Origin of the sequence: Lentzea kentuckyensis, assembly GCF_002150765.1 — a bacterium.
GTDB lineage: Bacteria > Actinomycetota > Actinomycetes > Mycobacteriales > Pseudonocardiaceae > Lentzea > Lentzea kentuckyensis.
In genome coordinates this window covers 24,234-39,183 of sequence record NZ_MUYM01000020.1, presented here as the reverse complement: position 1 = coordinate 39,183, position 14,950 = coordinate 24,234, and the positions used below count along the sequence as shown (strand labels likewise).

18 protein-coding genes are annotated in these 14,950 nt (G+C 67.8%); 11 read left to right on the top strand and 7 right to left on the bottom strand.

What is annotated here, in order from left to right:
* Positions 1 to 5: 5 nt before the first annotated feature.
* From B0F77_RS12825 to B0F77_RS12790, 8 genes are all read left to right on the top strand, one after another.
* A complete protein-coding gene (locus B0F77_RS12825) occupies positions 6 to 398 on the top strand; it encodes a TadE/TadG family type IV pilus assembly protein (RefSeq protein WP_086663090.1) in 393 nt (130 codons plus the stop codon).
* Positions 386 to 1,468, top strand: a complete 1,083-nt coding sequence (locus B0F77_RS12820) for a TadE/TadG family type IV pilus assembly protein (protein ID WP_086663089.1) — start codon at positions 386 to 388, stop codon at positions 1,466 to 1,468. Before B0F77_RS12825 ends, B0F77_RS12820 begins: the two co-directional genes overlap by 13 nt.
* A 15-nt stretch (positions 1,469 to 1,483) precedes the next feature.
* On the top strand, positions 1,484 to 2,233 hold the full coding sequence (cpaB, locus tag B0F77_RS12815) for a Flp pilus assembly protein CpaB (protein ID WP_086663088.1): 750 nt from the start codon (positions 1,484 to 1,486) through the stop codon (positions 2,231 to 2,233).
* 8 nt (positions 2,234 to 2,241) lie between these two features.
* On the top strand, positions 2,242 to 3,396 hold the full coding sequence (locus tag B0F77_RS12810) for a CpaE/TadZ family protein (RefSeq protein WP_086663087.1): 1,155 nt from the start codon (positions 2,242 to 2,244) through the stop codon (positions 3,394 to 3,396).
* Positions 3,393 to 4,745 (top strand): TadA family conjugal transfer-associated ATPase, encoded by a 1,353-nt coding sequence (locus tag B0F77_RS12805; protein WP_086663086.1) that lies wholly within the window; start codon positions 3,393 to 3,395, stop codon positions 4,743 to 4,745. The genes B0F77_RS12810 and B0F77_RS12805 overlap by 4 nt, the downstream gene beginning before the upstream one ends.
* Positions 4,742 to 6,355, top strand: coding sequence for a VWA domain-containing protein (locus B0F77_RS12800; RefSeq protein ID WP_086663085.1), 1,614 nt, complete (start codon positions 4,742 to 4,744; stop codon positions 6,353 to 6,355). Before B0F77_RS12805 ends, B0F77_RS12800 begins: the two co-directional genes overlap by 4 nt.
* A 1-nt stretch (position 6,356) precedes the next feature.
* Positions 6,357 to 7,241, top strand: a complete 885-nt coding sequence (locus tag B0F77_RS12795; protein WP_086663084.1) for a type II secretion system F family protein — start codon at positions 6,357 to 6,359, stop codon at positions 7,239 to 7,241.
* 107 nt (positions 7,242 to 7,348) lie between these two features.
* Positions 7,349 to 7,993, top strand: a complete 645-nt coding sequence (locus tag B0F77_RS12790) for a response regulator transcription factor (RefSeq protein WP_086663083.1) — start codon at positions 7,349 to 7,351, stop codon at positions 7,991 to 7,993.
* A gap of 743 nt (positions 7,994 to 8,736) precedes the next feature.
* Here the strand turns inward: B0F77_RS12790 and B0F77_RS12780 are convergent.
* The gene (locus B0F77_RS12780) at positions 8,737 to 9,576 is read right to left on the bottom strand and encodes a RecB family exonuclease (protein WP_086663081.1); all 840 of its coding nucleotides are present in this window, start codon (positions 9,574 to 9,576) and stop codon (positions 8,737 to 8,739) included.
* Between the two features lie 33 nt (positions 9,577 to 9,609).
* On the opposite strand from B0F77_RS12780, the gene B0F77_RS12775 reads away from it, so the two are divergent.
* The gene (locus B0F77_RS12775) at positions 9,610 to 9,921 is read left to right on the top strand and encodes an ArsC/Spx/MgsR family protein (RefSeq protein WP_245848018.1); all 312 of its coding nucleotides are present in this window, start codon (positions 9,610 to 9,612) and stop codon (positions 9,919 to 9,921) included.
* 13 nt (positions 9,922 to 9,934) lie between these two features.
* Here B0F77_RS12775 and B0F77_RS12770 read toward each other — a convergent pair whose 3' ends face one another.
* Together B0F77_RS12770 and B0F77_RS12765 are read right to left on the bottom strand one after the other, a co-directional pair.
* Positions 9,935 to 10,549 (bottom strand): MarC family protein, encoded by a 615-nt coding sequence (locus B0F77_RS12770; protein ID WP_281252494.1) that lies wholly within the window; start codon positions 10,547 to 10,549, stop codon positions 9,935 to 9,937.
* 12 nt (positions 10,550 to 10,561) lie between these two features.
* Positions 10,562 to 11,419, bottom strand: a complete 858-nt coding sequence (locus tag B0F77_RS12765; RefSeq protein ID WP_425435655.1) for a PHP domain-containing protein — start codon at positions 11,417 to 11,419, stop codon at positions 10,562 to 10,564.
* Here B0F77_RS12765 and B0F77_RS48985 point away from each other — a divergent pair.
* The gene (locus B0F77_RS48985; protein ID WP_211293764.1) at positions 11,412 to 11,804 is read left to right on the top strand and encodes a zinc ribbon domain-containing protein; all 393 of its coding nucleotides are present in this window, start codon (positions 11,412 to 11,414) and stop codon (positions 11,802 to 11,804) included. The two genes, B0F77_RS12765 and B0F77_RS48985, sit on opposite strands and share 8 nt — an antisense overlap.
* A gap of 13 nt (positions 11,805 to 11,817) precedes the next feature.
* On the opposite strand, the gene B0F77_RS12755 is transcribed toward B0F77_RS48985, so the two are convergent.
* Both B0F77_RS12755 and B0F77_RS12750 read right to left on the bottom strand, forming a co-directional pair.
* Positions 11,818 to 12,378, bottom strand: coding sequence for a PH domain-containing protein (locus B0F77_RS12755; protein WP_086663078.1), 561 nt, complete (start codon positions 12,376 to 12,378; stop codon positions 11,818 to 11,820).
* A 64-nt stretch (positions 12,379 to 12,442) separates the two neighbouring features.
* A complete protein-coding gene (locus tag B0F77_RS12750; RefSeq protein ID WP_086663077.1) occupies positions 12,443 to 12,661 on the bottom strand; it encodes a hypothetical protein in 219 nt (72 codons plus the stop codon).
* Positions 12,662 to 12,736: 75 nt separating this feature from the next.
* Between B0F77_RS12750 and B0F77_RS12745 the strand changes: the two genes are divergently transcribed.
* Positions 12,737 to 13,156, top strand: coding sequence for an NUDIX hydrolase (locus B0F77_RS12745; RefSeq protein WP_425435654.1), 420 nt, complete (start codon positions 12,737 to 12,739; stop codon positions 13,154 to 13,156).
* Between the two features lie 28 nt (positions 13,157 to 13,184).
* On the opposite strand, the gene B0F77_RS12740 is transcribed toward B0F77_RS12745, so the two are convergent.
* Both B0F77_RS12740 and B0F77_RS12735 read right to left on the bottom strand, forming a co-directional pair.
* The gene (locus B0F77_RS12740; protein WP_086663076.1) at positions 13,185 to 14,180 is read right to left on the bottom strand and encodes a DUF2332 domain-containing protein; all 996 of its coding nucleotides are present in this window, start codon (positions 14,178 to 14,180) and stop codon (positions 13,185 to 13,187) included.
* Position 14,181: 1 nt separating this feature from the next.
* Positions 14,182 to 14,685 (bottom strand): MaoC family dehydratase, encoded by a 504-nt coding sequence (locus B0F77_RS12735; protein ID WP_086663075.1) that lies wholly within the window; start codon positions 14,683 to 14,685, stop codon positions 14,182 to 14,184.
* Between the last annotated feature and the right edge of the window lie 265 nt (positions 14,686 to 14,950).

Below are 14,950 nucleotides of genomic sequence, written 5' to 3'. Positions count from 1 at the left end.
CGGTCATGACCAAGAAAGCTCGCGATCGCGGCGCGACCGCTGTCGAAGTCGCTCTGCTGATGCCCATCCTGCTCGTGCTGGTGATGGGCATCGTCGACTTCGGGCTCGCCCTGCGCGCCCAGATCACCATCACCCAGGCAGCACGGGAAGGCGTCCGCGTGACGGCGTTGAAACAGACCGGTGCCGCCAGCCGTGCGGAGACTGCCGCCTCGGGGCTCGACATCGGCGTCTCGGTCGACGCCTGCCCGTCCGGTACGGGCGGCGACGCCACGGTGACGGTCACCCACACGTTCAACTTCGTGACCCCGGTCGGCGGCCTCGCCGGCCTGTTCGGCGACGGCAGCTTCGGCGATCCGATCACGTTGAGCGCCAAGGGAGTCATGCCATGCGAAGGCTGAAAGGCGACGACCGCGGCGCGCTCGGCGTGCTCATCGCCATCCTGCTCGGTTTCGGCGTCCTGCTCGGCATGGGCGCGATCGTCATCGACGTCGGCTTCATCTACCAGGAGCGCGCCGAGCTGCAGAACGGTGCCGACGCGGGTGCGCTCGCCGTCGCCCGCGGCTGCGCCACCGGTGCGTCGACCTGCCTGGTGAACAAGGCCAACTACTACGCGAACCACAACGCCAGGGACAACGTGTCCACTGTGGACAAAGTGTGCGGGTTTGACGGGAGCGGCGTGTTGTCCTCCTGTCCCTCCTCCACCGGCAAGATCACCGACTGTCCCGCGAAACCGTCCTCCAGCACCAAGTACGTGGACGTGCACACCTCGACGCAGACCGCCGGCGGCGACACGTTGCTCCCGCCCTCGTTCGCCCGCGCCCTGGCAGGCAACACCTCCTACGAGGGTTCCCGCGTCCTGGCCTGTGCCCGCGCCGCGTGGGGACCGCCGAAGACCGCGACCACCATCGCGCTCACCATCTCGTGGTGCGAGTGGTCGACGGCGACCTCCGGCGGCACGGTCTACGGCCCGACACCACCCGCCACACCGCCGTTGTCGGCGCACCGCGTGCTCAAGCTGCACACGACGAGCGGCACCGGCTGCCCGAGCGGTCCCTCCGGATCGGACGGCCCCGGTGAGTTCGGCTGGGTCGACGAGGCGGACAACGACTGCTCGGTGCTGATCAACAACAACACCTACAGCTCGGACACCGGCACGTCGGCCGGCAAGGACTGCAAGACCGCGTTGGCCGCGTCGTGGTCCTCGCACCAGCCCGTCTGGCTGCCGATCTACAAGAACGTGAGCGGCACCGGCACTGGCGGCACGTACACGCTGACGGGTTTCGCGGGGTTCGTGATCACCGGGTACTGGATCCCCGGCGCGTCGCAGAAGGACTGGCTGACCAACAAGAACGAGTGCACCGGCTCGGACAAGTGCATCGCGGGTTACTTCGTCCAGGGCCTCATCCCCTCCACCGGCACCATCGGCGGCCCCGATCTCGGTGCCCGCATCGTCCAGCTCACCGGCTGAATCCCAGGAGTCGTCATGAAGAACCGCGCTCTCATCATCATCCTGGCGGTGTTGCTGGCCGTCTGCGGCAGCGCCGGGGTGTTCCTCTACGTCAAAAGTGCCGACTCCCGCGCGATCGCGGGCCAGCAGGCCGTCACCGTGCTCGTCGCGAAGGAACGCATCCCCGCCGGCACGACCGCCGAGTCGGTGATGAAGCTCGTGGACAAACAGCAGATGCCCAAGAGCAGCGTCCCGGAGAACACACTGTCCGAACTGGACACTTCGATCGTCGACCTGGTGACGTCGTCGGAGATCGCCGAGGGCCAGCTGGTCACGAAGACGCTGTTCACCGAGCAGGCCTCACTCGCCAAGGGCATCTCCATCCCCGACGGGATGATCGCGGTGACCGTGCCGACCGAAGCGTGGCAACGGGCCGGCGGGCTCATCCAGAAGGGCTCCAAGGTGGCGGTGTTCGACACCTTCACCGTGATGGAGGGTCAGGGCAACACCCCGGCCGGTGACGGGCTTTCCAAGCAGTACGAACGCAACCAGTCCACCCGGCTGCTGCTGACCGGGCTCGAGGTCCTCTCCGTCGTCGACGAGAAGAAGGCGGCCGAGGACGGCGACGTCGGCAAGGCGATCGTCACGGTCGCGGTCAAGCAGGTGGACGCGGAGAAGCTCATCCACGGCCAGCAGACCGGAACGCTCTACTTCGCACTGCTCGGCGGCAAGTCCGAGATCAAGCCCGGCAACGGCGTCGACAACCGCTCCCTGTTCGGAAACTGAGGCGTGCCATGACGATCCTGTGCGAACCGGCCGCCCTCGCCGGACAGCTCTCCCCCGCGTTCGGCGGTGACGTCCGGACCGCCGAAACGCTGGTGGAGGCCCGCCGGTTGCTCACCGCCGATCCCGCCGAGTCGCTCGTCGTCATCGGCTCGGCCATCGATCTGAACGAGGCACTCGCCTTCACCGAGGCGATGCGGGTCGAACGTCCCGCGGTCGGTGTGGTGCTGCTGCGCGAAGTGCTGGACGTCGTCGTGCTGACGCAGGCACTGCGCGCGGGTGTTCGTGAGGTGGTCGCGCGGGACGACCTCGCGTCCCTGGTCGATGCCTGTGTTCGGTCGCGGGCGTTGTCCGCGCAGGTGACCGGGGTCCCCCAGCCCCGTGTCGACGAGCGCAGGCACGGCCAGGTGATCACCGTGTTCGCCGCGAAGGGCGGCTGCGGCAAGACGACGCTCGCGGTGAACCTCGCCGCGGTGCTCGCGGCCGGCGGTGAGCGGTCGGTCTGCCTGGTGGACCTCGACCTCGCGTTCGGCGACGTCGGCATCTGCCTGCGGGCCGAGCCCGTCCGCACGATCGTGCACGGTCTCGGGATGCTCGGTCACGTCGACGCGACGGGCGCGTCGTCGTTGCTCACCGCCTGCCGGCCGGGGTTGAGCGCCCTGCTCGCGCCGGTCGAACCCGGTGACGCGGAACGAATCCCGGCCTCGCTCGTCACCGAGCTGCTGGAGGTGCTGCCGACGATGTTCGACTTCGTCGTGGTCGACACCCCCTCTGCGTTCAGCGAGCACGTGCTGGCCGCGATGGACGCCTCGCACCACCACGTCCTGCTGACCACACCGGACGTGCCGGCGTTGAAGAACCTGCGCGTGACGCTGGACATGCTGGACCTGCTGTCCTACGCGCACGACATCCGCTCGGTCGTGCTGAACCGGTCCGACGCGAAGGTCGGCCTGACGATGGACGACATCGACCGCGTTGTGCGCAGCGACATCCGCGCGCACGTGCCGTCCAGCCGCGACGTGCCGATCTCGGTGAACAAGGGCAACCCGATCGTGCTGGACCTGCCCAGGCATCCGGTGAGCGAGGCGGTCTCGCGGTTCGCCCGCGAACACGTGCTCGCCGAACCCGTGGTCGCGGCCAAGACGTCGAAGAGGTGGTTCCGATGAGCCTGGCCAATCGCATTGCCGCGCAACGGGAATCCGGTTCGCCGACGCCTCAGCCGCGCCGGCACACCCGCACGGCGGACCCGTTCGCCGAGGTCAAGCGCAGCGTGCACGCGGGCCTGCTGGACGTGCTGGGCCCCAAGCTCTACGACGCGCACCTCGACCAGCGCGAGCTGGAAACCCGTGTGCGCCAGACGTTGCAGGCGGTGCTGGAACGCGACGAGACGCCGCTGACCAACTCCGACCGCGCCCGCGTCGCGACAGAGGTCCTGGACGAGATCCTCGGCCACGGACCGCTGGAGCCCTACCTGCGCGACCCGAGCATCTCCGAGATCATGGTCAACGGGTTCGACCAGGTCTACGTGGAACGCTCCGGACGTCTCGAACCGGTGCCCGTGGCGTTCGCGGACGAGTCGCACCTGCGCCGCACCATCGACAAGATCGTCGCCAAGGTCGGCCGCCGGGTCGACGAGGCGTCCCCGATGGTCGACGCCCGCCTGCCCGACGGCAGCCGCGTCAACGCCGTCGTGCCGCCGATCGCGCTGGACGGTTCGGTGCTGACGATCCGCAAGTTCGCCGCCGACCCGTTCACCGTCGACGACCTGGTCGGGTTCGGCACGCTCACTCCGGCGACCGCGTACCTGCTGCAGGCGTGCGTGCACGGGCGGATGAACATCCTGATCGGCGGCGGCACCGGCTCCGGCAAGACGACGTCGCTGAACGTGCTGTCGTCGTTCGTGCCGCCAGACGAACGCATCGTCACCATCGAGGACGCCGCCGAGCTCCAGCTGCGCCAGGACCACGTGCTGCGCCTGGAAGCCCGGCCGCCGAACGTCGAGTCGCGCGGCGAGGTGGCCGTGCGCGACCTCGTCCGCAACGCACTGCGCATGCGGCCGGACCGGATCATCGTCGGCGAGGTTCGCGACGGTGCCGCGCTGGACATGTTGCAGGCCATGAACACCGGCCACGACGGGTCGATCACCACCGTGCACTCGAACTCGCCGCGCGACTCGTTGTCCCGCCTGGAGACCATGGTGCTGATGGCGGGCGTGGACCTGCCGGCGCGGGCGATCCGCGAGCAGATGGCGTCCGCGATCGACCTGATCGTGCACCAGTCCCGGCTGAAGGACGGTACGCGGCGGATCACCCACATCACCGAGGTCATCGGGATGGAGGGCGATGTCGTGACGCTGCAGGACATCTTCCAGTTCGACTTCCACGCCGGTGTCGACGAGCACGGCCGCTACCGCGGTCAGCTGAAGTCGACCGGCCTGCGGCCGCACTTCGTGGAACGGCTGAAGGACCGCGGCATCGAGGTTCCGCCGCACCTGTTCGTGGGAGGTCTCCGATGAAGCGAGTGCTCGCCGGGTTCCTGATCGGTGCCGTGCTGACGTTCGTGTTCAGCGCTTTCGCCGTTGCCGCACCGTCTCGCGGGGTGGTGGTGCTGCTCGACACCTCCGGCTCGATGGCGCCGGACCGGATCGTCGTCGCACGACAGGCGATCGCCACCTACGTGTCGAGCCTGCCCGCGGACGTGCAGGTCGGTCTGGTCGCGTTCTCGTCGCAGCCCTCACTGGTGCTCGCGCCGACCGCGGACCGCAACGCCGTGACCGGTGCGCTGAACCAGTTGCAGGCCAAGGGTGACACGTCGTTGTTCGACGCCGTGCCGGTCGGGTTGTCCGCTCTGCAGGGCATCACCGAACGCCGCATGGTGATCGTGTCCGACGGCGAGGACACCGTCTCCAAGTCCACTGTGGACGCTGCCGTCACGGCGGTCGCCGCCGCCGGTGTGCCCACGGACGTGATCGGTTTCCAGTACAGCGACCAGGCTCTGGGCCGGATCGCCGCGGCCGCGGGCGGACGTCTGCTGACCGCCTCCGACGCCGCCGCGCTGGCCGCCGCCTTCGCCGCGCTCGCCGTGCCTTCCTCGGTCCCGCCCCCGCCCACCGCCGTCGCGACACCGGCGCCCGCACCGGCACCGGTCGCCGTCCCTGCCCCGACGCCCGGCCAGAACTGGCAGGCCGGCGTGCTGATCGCCGGCACGTTCGTCGTGGTGTTCTTCGTCGTGATGATGGTGCTGACACCGCGCCGTTCCGCCACCGGCCGCAAGCTCGAACGTCACCTGGAGCACTACGGCACCCAGGAGCCCGAGGTGCCGGAAGAAAGCCAGGCCGCGCAGACCGCCGTGGTGTGGACCCGCCGGGTGATGAGCGACGTCACCGCGGAACGCCTCGCGGACCGGCTCGACCTGGCCGGGATCAGGGCGAGCGCGGCGGAGTGGACGTTGCTGCGGTTCTGCGCCTCGGCCGTTCTCGCCGCCCTGCTGACCCTCGTCACGACGTGGTGGATCGGCGTGCCACTGGGCGTGCTGACCGGCTGGCTCGCGACGGCCCTGGTGGTCAGGGCGCGCACCTCGAAGCGCCGCGCCGCGTTCGCCGACCAGCTCCCGGACGTGCTGCAACTGATCGCCAGCTCGCTGCGCTCCGGCTTCTCGCTGGCCCAGTCGGTCGACGCCGTGGTGCGTGACGACACCCAGCCCATCGCGGGCGAGTTCTCCCGCGCCCTGGCCGCCACCCGCATCGGCGCCGAACTGGAGGACGCCCTGGACCGAGTAGCCCTCCGCATGCGCAGCGCCGACCTGACCTGGGTCGTCATGGCAGTGCGCATCCAACGCCAGGTGGGCGGCAACCTCGCCGAGGTGCTGATGAACACCGTCACCACCATGCGCGACCGCTCCCAGACCCGCCGCCACGTCCGCGCGCTGTCCGCGGAGGGCCGTCTGTCGGCCTACGTCCTGGTCGGCCTGCCGATCTTCCTGGCCGGCTTCCTCTTCTGGTTCCGCGCGGACTACATGCGACCGCTCTACACGACGCTGATCGGCATCGTGATGCTCGCGTTCGCCGCTGTGTTCGTCGTCCTCGGCTCGTTGTGGATGCGCAAACTCGTGCGCGTGGAGGTGTGACATGGTGCTCTACGTCGGGCTCGCCTGCCTTCTGCTCGCCCTCTCCCTCGCCGTGGTCGCGGTGGTGACCAAACCACGCGTGACCGCCGCCGGCTCCCTGGCCCTGATCGAGACCAGCTACTCGGCCGCCGTCGTCGCCAAAACCGACGTGACGGCCTCCCCGAGCTGGCTGCGTTCCATCGCCCTGCGCCTGTCCCCCGCAGGCGTGGCCCAGACCCTCCAGCGCCGCCTGGACCTGGCCGGCAACCCGCCGACCTGGACCCCGGACCGAGTGCTGGCCGCCAAGGGCCTGGGCCTGCTGCTGGGCGCCGCCCTGGGCGCCCTGCTCGGCTTCCGCTCGGCGGGCTTCCTGATCACCGGCCTGATCCTCGGCGCGGTCTTCGGCTTCTTCCTCCCGGACCTCCTGCTCCTGAACGCGGGCCAGAAACGCCAAACGCACATCCGCCGAGCCCTCCCGGACGCCCTGGACATGCTCACCGTGTGCGTGGAAGCAGGCCTGGGCTTCGACGCCGCCCTGGCCCAGGTGGCCCGCAACACCAACGGCCCACTGGCCCAGGAGTGCGCAAGAGTCCTGCAGGAGATGCAGATCGGCAAATCCCGCAACGAGGCCCTCCGAGCCCTGACCTACCGCACCACCGTCGCCGAGCTACGAGCGTTCGTCTCAGCGCTGGCGCAAGCAGGCGAACTGGGCGTCCCCATCGCCTCAGTGCTCCGCGAACAGGCCCGCGAAATGCGCCTGCGCCGCCGCCAGCGAGCAGAGGAACAGGCCCAGAAGGTCCCCGTAAAAATCCTGTTTCCGCTGATAGTGTGCCTGTTCCCGGCCATGTTCGTGGTCATCATCGGCCCCGGCGCGATCAGCATCGCCAAGGTCCTGATGAGTCTCTGATGACCCTGCGTAACAAGGTCCAACGACTCTATTAGCCCCTTCGGTGTAACCAACCGAGACATGTGGAACGACATGCGAGTTGAACCTTCAAGGAGAGGGGACAGCTCATGGCGATCCGAGTTGTCGTAGTCGACGGACACACGCTCACCCGCTTCGGCCTGACGACGCTCGCCGCCGCGAACCCCGACCTGGAGGTAGTCGCGGAGGCGAGCACAGCGGCCCAAGCCCCCGACGTAATCGCCACCCACACCCCGGACGTGGTCACCGTGGCAGTAGGCCTCCCCGACGGAGACGGCCTGAAACTGGCCCGCGACCTGCGCGACCGCTACCCAACCCTCGGCATAGTGGTCCTGACCGCCCAAGGCGAAGACGACGTCCTGTTCCGAGCCCTGGAAACCGGCGCCTCGGCCTTCGTGGGCAAAACGGCCCCAATCGAAGAAATCATCTGCGCCATCCGCCACGCAGCAGTAGCCGCCTCGTCCTTCACGGCAGCAGGCCTGGCCACAGCCATGGCCCGCCGCCAGTCCACCACCGCCCGCCTGGCCCTGAGCCCCCGCGAACGCGAAGTGCTGGCCCTCCTACGCGAAGGCGTGTCAATCCCAGCGATAGCCCGAACCCTGTACGTCTCGCCCTCAACGGCCAAGACCTACGTCTCCCGCCTCTACGACAAGCTGGGAGCCTCCAACCGCTCCCAAGCCCTGATGGCGGCCCTACGCAACGGCCTGATCAGAAGCGACGCGGCAACCGCCTAAGCCCACCAAAAGGTCCACAAGGTGGCCCCGGCAACCGCCAACACCCCAAGCGAAGCCACCGGAGCGCGCCAGTCCGCATACCGGTCAGCCACAACCTGCCCGCCAGCCACCAACACGGCAGCCACAACGTGCGCAACAACGGACAAAGCGCCCGGACCGGGCAAGTCACGAGAGTTCGCATAAAACTGGACGCCAATGTTCCCCAAGGCGAGCAACACCAGCCCCACCGCGAGCACCCCACTCACAGCGCGCAGGATTCCAAAGGTCCGCGACGGCCGCTCAGCAACTTTCACGTCCACCCAAACCACCCTACGGGCACCCCAACACAAGGGGCGACCACGCCCCATCAAGCCGATGGCGAAGGCGCAGCCGAGCTGCTTGTGCTCTTCGCATGCGCTCCGGGTGGGGTCCCGTCCGGACCCACGGCCCCGGCAAAGTCCCGTCAGGCCACCCACCTGGCTGCCAATGGCGTGTGCAAGTACCACCAACCCAACATCAACAAGCACTTTGCTACTACCAACTGGCCTCGTCGATCCCAGCGCCCGGCTCAGCCATGTTCGGTAATTGACGACCATGTTGGGTGTAGTTGGCGGCGATTTGATCAAGAGTTGGTAGTACTTGCAGACGCCCACCAGCAGAAACGACTTTGCCGGGGCCTGGGGGCTCCGGCACGAGTCGTGCCTCAGCACTCGCCGCGCACGAGGTGACCACCCGCCCGGCCGCGACTCGGAACGTGACCCGGCCTACGGAGCCAACAACGACCAGGGCTCAATCGACGGCACAGCCTCCTGCCCCTCAACACAGCTACGCCGAAAATCGCACCACTGACACTGCCGCCCCACCACAGGAGGGAACAAAACCTCCCGATCCCCACCAGCCTTCAAAGTCTCAGAAGCCAAATCAATCTCATCTGCAGCTTCCTCAGCCCGCCGAACATGCCGCCCCAACGACTCCTCGGAATGCTCCCACTCAGCCACAGTCCCAGACGGCAGATGATGCAACTCCACCCGCCGGCAAGGCTTCCGCAACGTCCGCCGAGCAGCCACCGCGTACAACGCCAAAGCCTGCGACCCCCGAGCATCGTCGGAAGTCAGCACATGCCGTCCGGTCTTGTAGTCGACGATCACCAGTTCCCCATCCCGGTAATCGATCCGGTCGACCCGCCCCTCTGCAACAATCCGCTCGGTAGGCGAGGAAACCCACCGCTCAACCCCCAACGGCTCGAACGCGACATCCAGCGAAGACACGTAGTCGTGCACCCACCGGCCAGCCCGCTCCCGGTAGACAGCGGCCTGATCCACATCCCGGAACCCGTCCGACTTCCACTGCCGATTCACCAACGCCACCGCCTGCTCCGGTGTACGCCGCTCAGCCGGCAGATCGAACAGCGCCTTCAACGCGTTGTGCACCACCGCACCCAACGTGTTGTGCGCCCAGGCCCCACCCCGCGGCGGCGACGGCCGATCGAGATACGTCATGCGGAAGCGGCGCGGGCAGTCCGTCCACGTGGCGAGCTTCGCGGGCGTGACGCGCACGAGCCGACGCGGTGCCGCAGTGCCGAAGTCGAAGCCGAGTTGTTCCACCCACCCAACGCTACCGAGGCACCCTGACAGAAAATGAACGGCATGGAGATCTGGCACAACCCCCGCTGCTCGAAGAGCCGCGCCGCGAAGCAACGCCTCGACGACAACAACATCGAGTACACCGAACGCCGCTACCTCGATGACGCCCCAACGGCCCAGGAGCTCGACCACGTCCTCAAGCTCCTCAACCAGGAGCCCTGGGAGATCGCGCGCAAGAAGGAGCCCGCCTACCCCAGCGAGCTCGAACACGACCGCGCCAAGTGGATCGCGCACATGGTCGCCAACCCGAGCCTGATCGAGCGCCCGATCATCATCGACGGCGACTCAGCGCACATCGAGCGCTGACCCCGCGGAATCGTCAGACCCCCGAAGCGATGAACCCCTGCACCGAGGACGCGACCAGCTGCACGGCGATCGCGGCCAGCAGCAGACCGGCGATCTTGGCCATCAGCAGGATCCCGCTCTCCTTGAACACCTTGATCAGCAGCCCGGCGGACCGCAGCGTCCCCAGCAGCACGAGGTGCACGGCCACGATCGCCGCGGCCAGCGCGACGTAAGAGCCGACGGCGCCGTCCGCCTGCCGCACGAACACGATCGTCGCGGCGATGGCACCGGGGCCGGCCAGCAGCGGCGTTCCGAGCGGCACCAGCGCGATGTTCACGTCCTCGACCTCAGGGTGGTTGGTCGCGCCCTTGCCGGTCAGCAGGTCCAAAGCGATCAGCAACAGCAGCAGACCTCCCGCGCCCTGCAAGGCGGGAATGCCGATGTGCATGTACGCGAGGATCGAGTTGCCCGCGACCGCGAACAGCGTGATCACCAGGAACGACACCAGCACGCCCTGCCGCGCGGCCTGTTTGCGGGCTTCCCGCGACTTGCGGCCGACCAGCCCGAGGAACACCGGCACGGTGCCGGGCGGGTCCATGATCACCAGCAGCGTGATCGAGGCTTCGATGAAGAGCCGCAGGTTGAACACGAAGACACCGCCCTATCCGACGAGGATCTTGCCGCCTGTCGCCCGTTCGGCCAGAGCATCCAGCATCTCCGGCGCCGTCGTCTCCGCGCCGAGCCGCACCGTCTTGTTCGTGCCGTGGTAGTCACTCGACCCGGTGATGATGAGATCCAGCTCGGAGGCCAGCGACCGCAGCGCCACCCGCGTCGGCGCATCGTGGTCCGGGTGGTCCACCTCGATCCCGCCGAGACCGGCTTCGGCCAACGAACGCACGACGTCCGCGGTCACGATCGGACCGCGGGAAACAGCGAACGGGTGCGCCAGCACGGTCACGCCACCGGCCTCGGCGATCATCTCGATCGCGCGCTCGACGGGCGTGTCCGTCCGCCCCACGTAATAACGCCCACCCGTCAGGTAGGTCGCGAACGCCTCGTCGACGGACGAGACGACCCCGGCGCGGATCAGCGCCTGCGCCAGGTGCGGCCGACCGGCCGGCGCGTCGAACGGCAGCCGCGACATCAGGTCGGCGGGGTCGATCGGGAACCCGTCGGCCTTCATCATCTCGGCCATCTTCTCCAGCCGATACCGTCGCTCAAGCCGCAACCGCGACTGCTCGGCCATCAACGCCGCGTGCGTCGGGTCGTAGAGGTACGCCAGCAGATGAACGGTGATCGTGCGCCCGCGGCCGTCCGGGCAGGCGCACGACAGCTCGGCCCCGCGCACGAGCCGCAGGCCAGGAGGCAGTGCCGCAGCGGCAGCGGCCCATCCGGCGGCGGTGTCGTGGTCGGTGATCGCCACCGCGTCGAGTCCGGCTAGACCCGCGGCCCTCACCAGTTCGGCAGGGCTGTCGGTGCCGTCGGACTCGGTCGAATGGGTGTGCAGATCGATGACCACGTCGTCCAGTGTGGACGACTCCCCTGTGAGGTCCAGCTACTGGGGTTGCGGTCAGCGCCCGAGCAATGCCCTGGGCCAGGCGTTTCTGCGATGTCCACGGCTGCGGGTTGGGCACGCCAGCAGGCACGGGCCGATGGGCTGCTGCGGCCGGATCAACGACAAGATGGCGCTCGACATCCGGTCGTGGGCCTGTCTGTGCGGCAGTACCCACGACCGCGACATCAACGCCGCCAAGAACATCAAGGCCGCCGGGCACGCGGACTTCAACGACCGTGGAGCGCGGGTGAGACCAGCAGCGATGCCGGCACCGCGCGGCGAAGCGGCAACCCACCCGGACACCGCACGTTCCACACGCAGCGGTGTGGAGGGAATCTCCACCCGTTAGGGCGGAGAGGATGTCAAGGGACCATCTTCTTCCCGCGCGCAGCCCGCTGTGCCTTGATCATCGAGAACCGCTCCGCCTGTGCCTTCTTGTCGCCGAAGGTCAGCTCCGAGATGGCGTCGTACACCTCTTCGGGGTCCGGCAGGAACTCCAGGCGGTTCAGCGCCTGGATCTGACCGGCCGACTCCACGATGAGCGTGCCGTAGCCGAACATGCGTCCGCCCACGGTGCGCTCGTAGGTGAGGTCGGTGACCTTGCTGATGGGCATCATCGCGACCTTGGTCTCGAAGACGCCCGATGTCAGCATGAACCGCTTGTCGGTCACGACGATGCGCTCGACCCACCACTCGATGATGAAGTAGGCCAACCGCAGCAGCACGAGCAGCCCGCCGTACCACAGGACGTTCTGGATCACGCCCGCGTTCGACGGCAGCAGGTACGAGATCATCATGAAGCCGGCCAGCAGTGCCGCCGCCTCCAGGACGTCCCAGATCAGATAGGACCAGTGCCTGCGCACCCGGATGACCCGACGCTCGCTCGACAGCAGGTAGTCGTCCGGATCACGTGGTGCGAACATGCGCTACCAGCCCTTTCTGGTACCAGCCAGTGCCCTGTCCTGCCCTCCCGGAATGCCGGGTGAACTAGAACAATTGTCGCACGAAGGTGATCAGGGCCTCAGCTGCAGTTCGCAGTGAGTTGAGGATGTTGGTGACCAGCTGCGCGGCCTGCTGCGGCTCCGCGATGAGGAAGAACAGCAGCAAGGCGATGCCGGCGAAAGTGAGGATCTTCTTCAGGTTCACGGTGTCCACCCCGTCCGCGTCCGCACCCGTTTGGCGCCGTTCGTGACCGTTGTACAGCACGATTCAGCACCTTGGGAGATTTGTACCGCAGCCGGGGTAGTGAGCTGCACCGCCGTTCCGGGGTGACTACGCTTCGTGATCGTGACGGCGAGCAGTGAGCGCACGATCCGTTGTGTCGGAGCCCTCGTGCATGACTCGAATGGGCGACTACTGCTCGTGCGACGAGCCAATCCTCCAGGTGAAGGCCTGTGGTCGATACCAGGCGGGCGCGTGGAGCCAGAAGAGACGGACGAGGCTGCCGTGACTAGGGAAGTCGCCGAGGAGACGGGACTCTCCGTCACCGTCGGCCGCCTCGTCGGCAGCGTCGAACGTCCGGCCCCGAACGGGGTTTTCTTGATCTTCGACTACGAATGCCAGGTCACGTCGGGTGTGCTCCGAGCGGGCGACGACGCATCGGATGTCACCTGGGCCGACAGTGCGACCTTGGCCACACTTCCGACCACCGACGGTCTGCTGGAAGCGCTTTCCGACTGGAACTGCCTGCCCAGGGCCTGATCAGGGTTCACGCGATCGAGGAAGAGGCTCAACGCCAAACGAGACGTTGCCCGTGGGCCTCGGTGGTGGCCAGAGTGGTCGTCTCGACCTCCGCGTCACGCACCCGGATGAGTCGCAGCTCACCGCCCTCGTGCGCGGCCCACCACGCAGGTCTGCCCAAAGCCGACAAAGCAGGCACCAGGTCGAGCCCGGACCCGCTCGTGATGACGACGAGCGGCGCCTCGATCGGCTCGACCGCCCTCGCCAGGTCCGCGACCGGATCGCCGGCGACCAGCCGCGGCGGGTTCTTGCGCAGCACCCCGCACGCCACCCCGAACAGCCGCAGCCGTTCCGGCTGATCGGCCCACACGCACGCCTCCAGCCACGCGTAGGCGTCCTCGTCGGTCAGGTCGGCGGGTGCGACGCCGATGCCCGCCTTCGCGGCCACCTTGACCGTCTTGGGCAGCTTCGGCAGCACCGCTCCCGGCGCGAGCTCCAGCGCGCAGTGCAGGCCCAGCGCGGCCTTGGCGGGACCAGCGACGAGCTGTCCGGCCTCCTGGGTCTGGTAGCGGTACGAGTACTGGTCGAGCCCGAGCAGCAGGCCCGCCGTGGTCGCGGCCTCCACGAGCCCGATCGGCCCGCCCGCCTGCTTCGCCGCGGCGGCCACCGCCGGGTAGAGCAGGGCCGCGCGCCGCACCTCGTTCGTCTGGATCACCTGCGAACTGACCAGCTTGCGCACGCGTTCGGCGCGCTCCAGCAGGAAGTCGCGGAACAACGGCCAGGTGCTCTCGTCCGCGCCATAAGTGCCACCGAGCGACGGGTAGTAGTTCGAGAGCTGATGGAACGGTTCCGCTTGCACGAGCCGATGCGCCGCCGCCAGCAGGAGTTCGCCCGAGGCGTTGTCCTCGCCGGCGGCGGTCAGCAGATCGGCCACCTCCGGATCCTCGGCAGCACGCGACGCGAGGTGTTCGTAGAGCGGCGAGATGCCCGCCGCCTCCTCCGCGAACGCCCTGAGACGCTGCTGTGCCAGATCCAGAGAACTCACGTCACTCCTTGGGTTCAGGGCGCCCCGGCTGCTCGCCGCCGCGGGCCTCACCGTAGGACTGCTTCGGCACCATGACCTTGCGGCGGAAGATGCACACGACCGTGCCGTCCTGCTTGTAACCGCGGGTCTCCACGTAGACCACGCCCCGGTCGTCCTTCGACTTGGACGGCGTCTTGTCGAGCACCTCTGTCTCACCGTAGATCGTGTCACCGTGGAACGTCGGCTTCACGTGCCGCAGCGACTCGATCTCCAGGTTGGCGATCGCCTTGCCGGAGACGTCCGGCACGGACATGCCCAGCAGCAACGAGTAGATGTAGTTGCCGACGACGACGTTCTTGCCGAAGTCCGTCGTGTTCTCCGCGTAGTTCACGTCCATGTGGAGCGGGTGGTGATTCATCGTGAGCAGGCAGAACAGGTGGTCGTCGTACTCCGTGACCGTCTTGCCCGGCCAGTGCTTGTAGATCGCTCCGACCTCGAACTCCTCGTAGTACCGACCGAACTGCACCGCGCCTCCAACTACGTGTGATCGAGATCTGTGTCAGGTGGGGAGACAGTCTGAACAGAGAGGGAGTACCCTCGGCAACCGGTGTGTGAGGATTTCCACCACCAGTGACTTCGCCCCGAGGAGGTGAGGACCCCTAAATGAGCAAGGACCCCCACCCTGCCAGTACCAAGCGCGTCCTCACCGAGGTGGCCTGCTAGATCGTTCTAGTTCGCCGAGTTTCCCGGTCGCAGGACGCCCGTCGTGCTTTTCGTGCACTTGAACGACG

What these genes read in the sequence shown, in the direction of transcription:
- B0F77_RS12775 (WP_245848018.1), top strand. Translation starts at nt 9,610, where the DNA reads ATGAACGGCATGGAGATCTGGCACAACCCCCGCTGCTCGAAGAGCCGC.
- B0F77_RS48985 (WP_211293764.1), top strand. Translation starts at nt 11,412, where the DNA reads ATGACCACGTCGTCCAGTGTGGACGACTCCCCTGTGAGGTCCAGCTAC.
- B0F77_RS12825 (WP_086663090.1), top strand. Translation starts at nt 6, where the DNA reads ATGACCAAGAAAGCTCGCGATCGCGGCGCGACCGCTGTCGAAGTCGCT.
- B0F77_RS12800 (WP_086663085.1), top strand. Translation starts at nt 4,742, where the DNA reads ATGAAGCGAGTGCTCGCCGGGTTCCTGATCGGTGCCGTGCTGACGTTC.
- B0F77_RS12795 (WP_086663084.1), top strand. Translation starts at nt 6,357, where the DNA reads ATGGTGCTCTACGTCGGGCTCGCCTGCCTTCTGCTCGCCCTCTCCCTC.
- B0F77_RS12805 (WP_086663086.1), top strand. Translation starts at nt 3,393, where the DNA reads ATGAGCCTGGCCAATCGCATTGCCGCGCAACGGGAATCCGGTTCGCCG.
- B0F77_RS12810 (WP_086663087.1), top strand. Translation starts at nt 2,242, where the DNA reads ATGACGATCCTGTGCGAACCGGCCGCCCTCGCCGGACAGCTCTCCCCC.
- B0F77_RS12820 (WP_086663089.1), top strand. Translation starts at nt 386, where the DNA reads ATGCGAAGGCTGAAAGGCGACGACCGCGGCGCGCTCGGCGTGCTCATC.
- B0F77_RS12790 (WP_086663083.1), top strand. Translation starts at nt 7,349, where the DNA reads ATGGCGATCCGAGTTGTCGTAGTCGACGGACACACGCTCACCCGCTTC.
- cpaB (WP_086663088.1), top strand. Translation starts at nt 1,484, where the DNA reads ATGAAGAACCGCGCTCTCATCATCATCCTGGCGGTGTTGCTGGCCGTC.
- B0F77_RS12755 (WP_086663078.1), bottom strand. Translation starts at nt 12,378, where the DNA reads ATGTTCGCACCACGTGATCCGGACGACTACCTGCTGTCGAGCGAGCGT.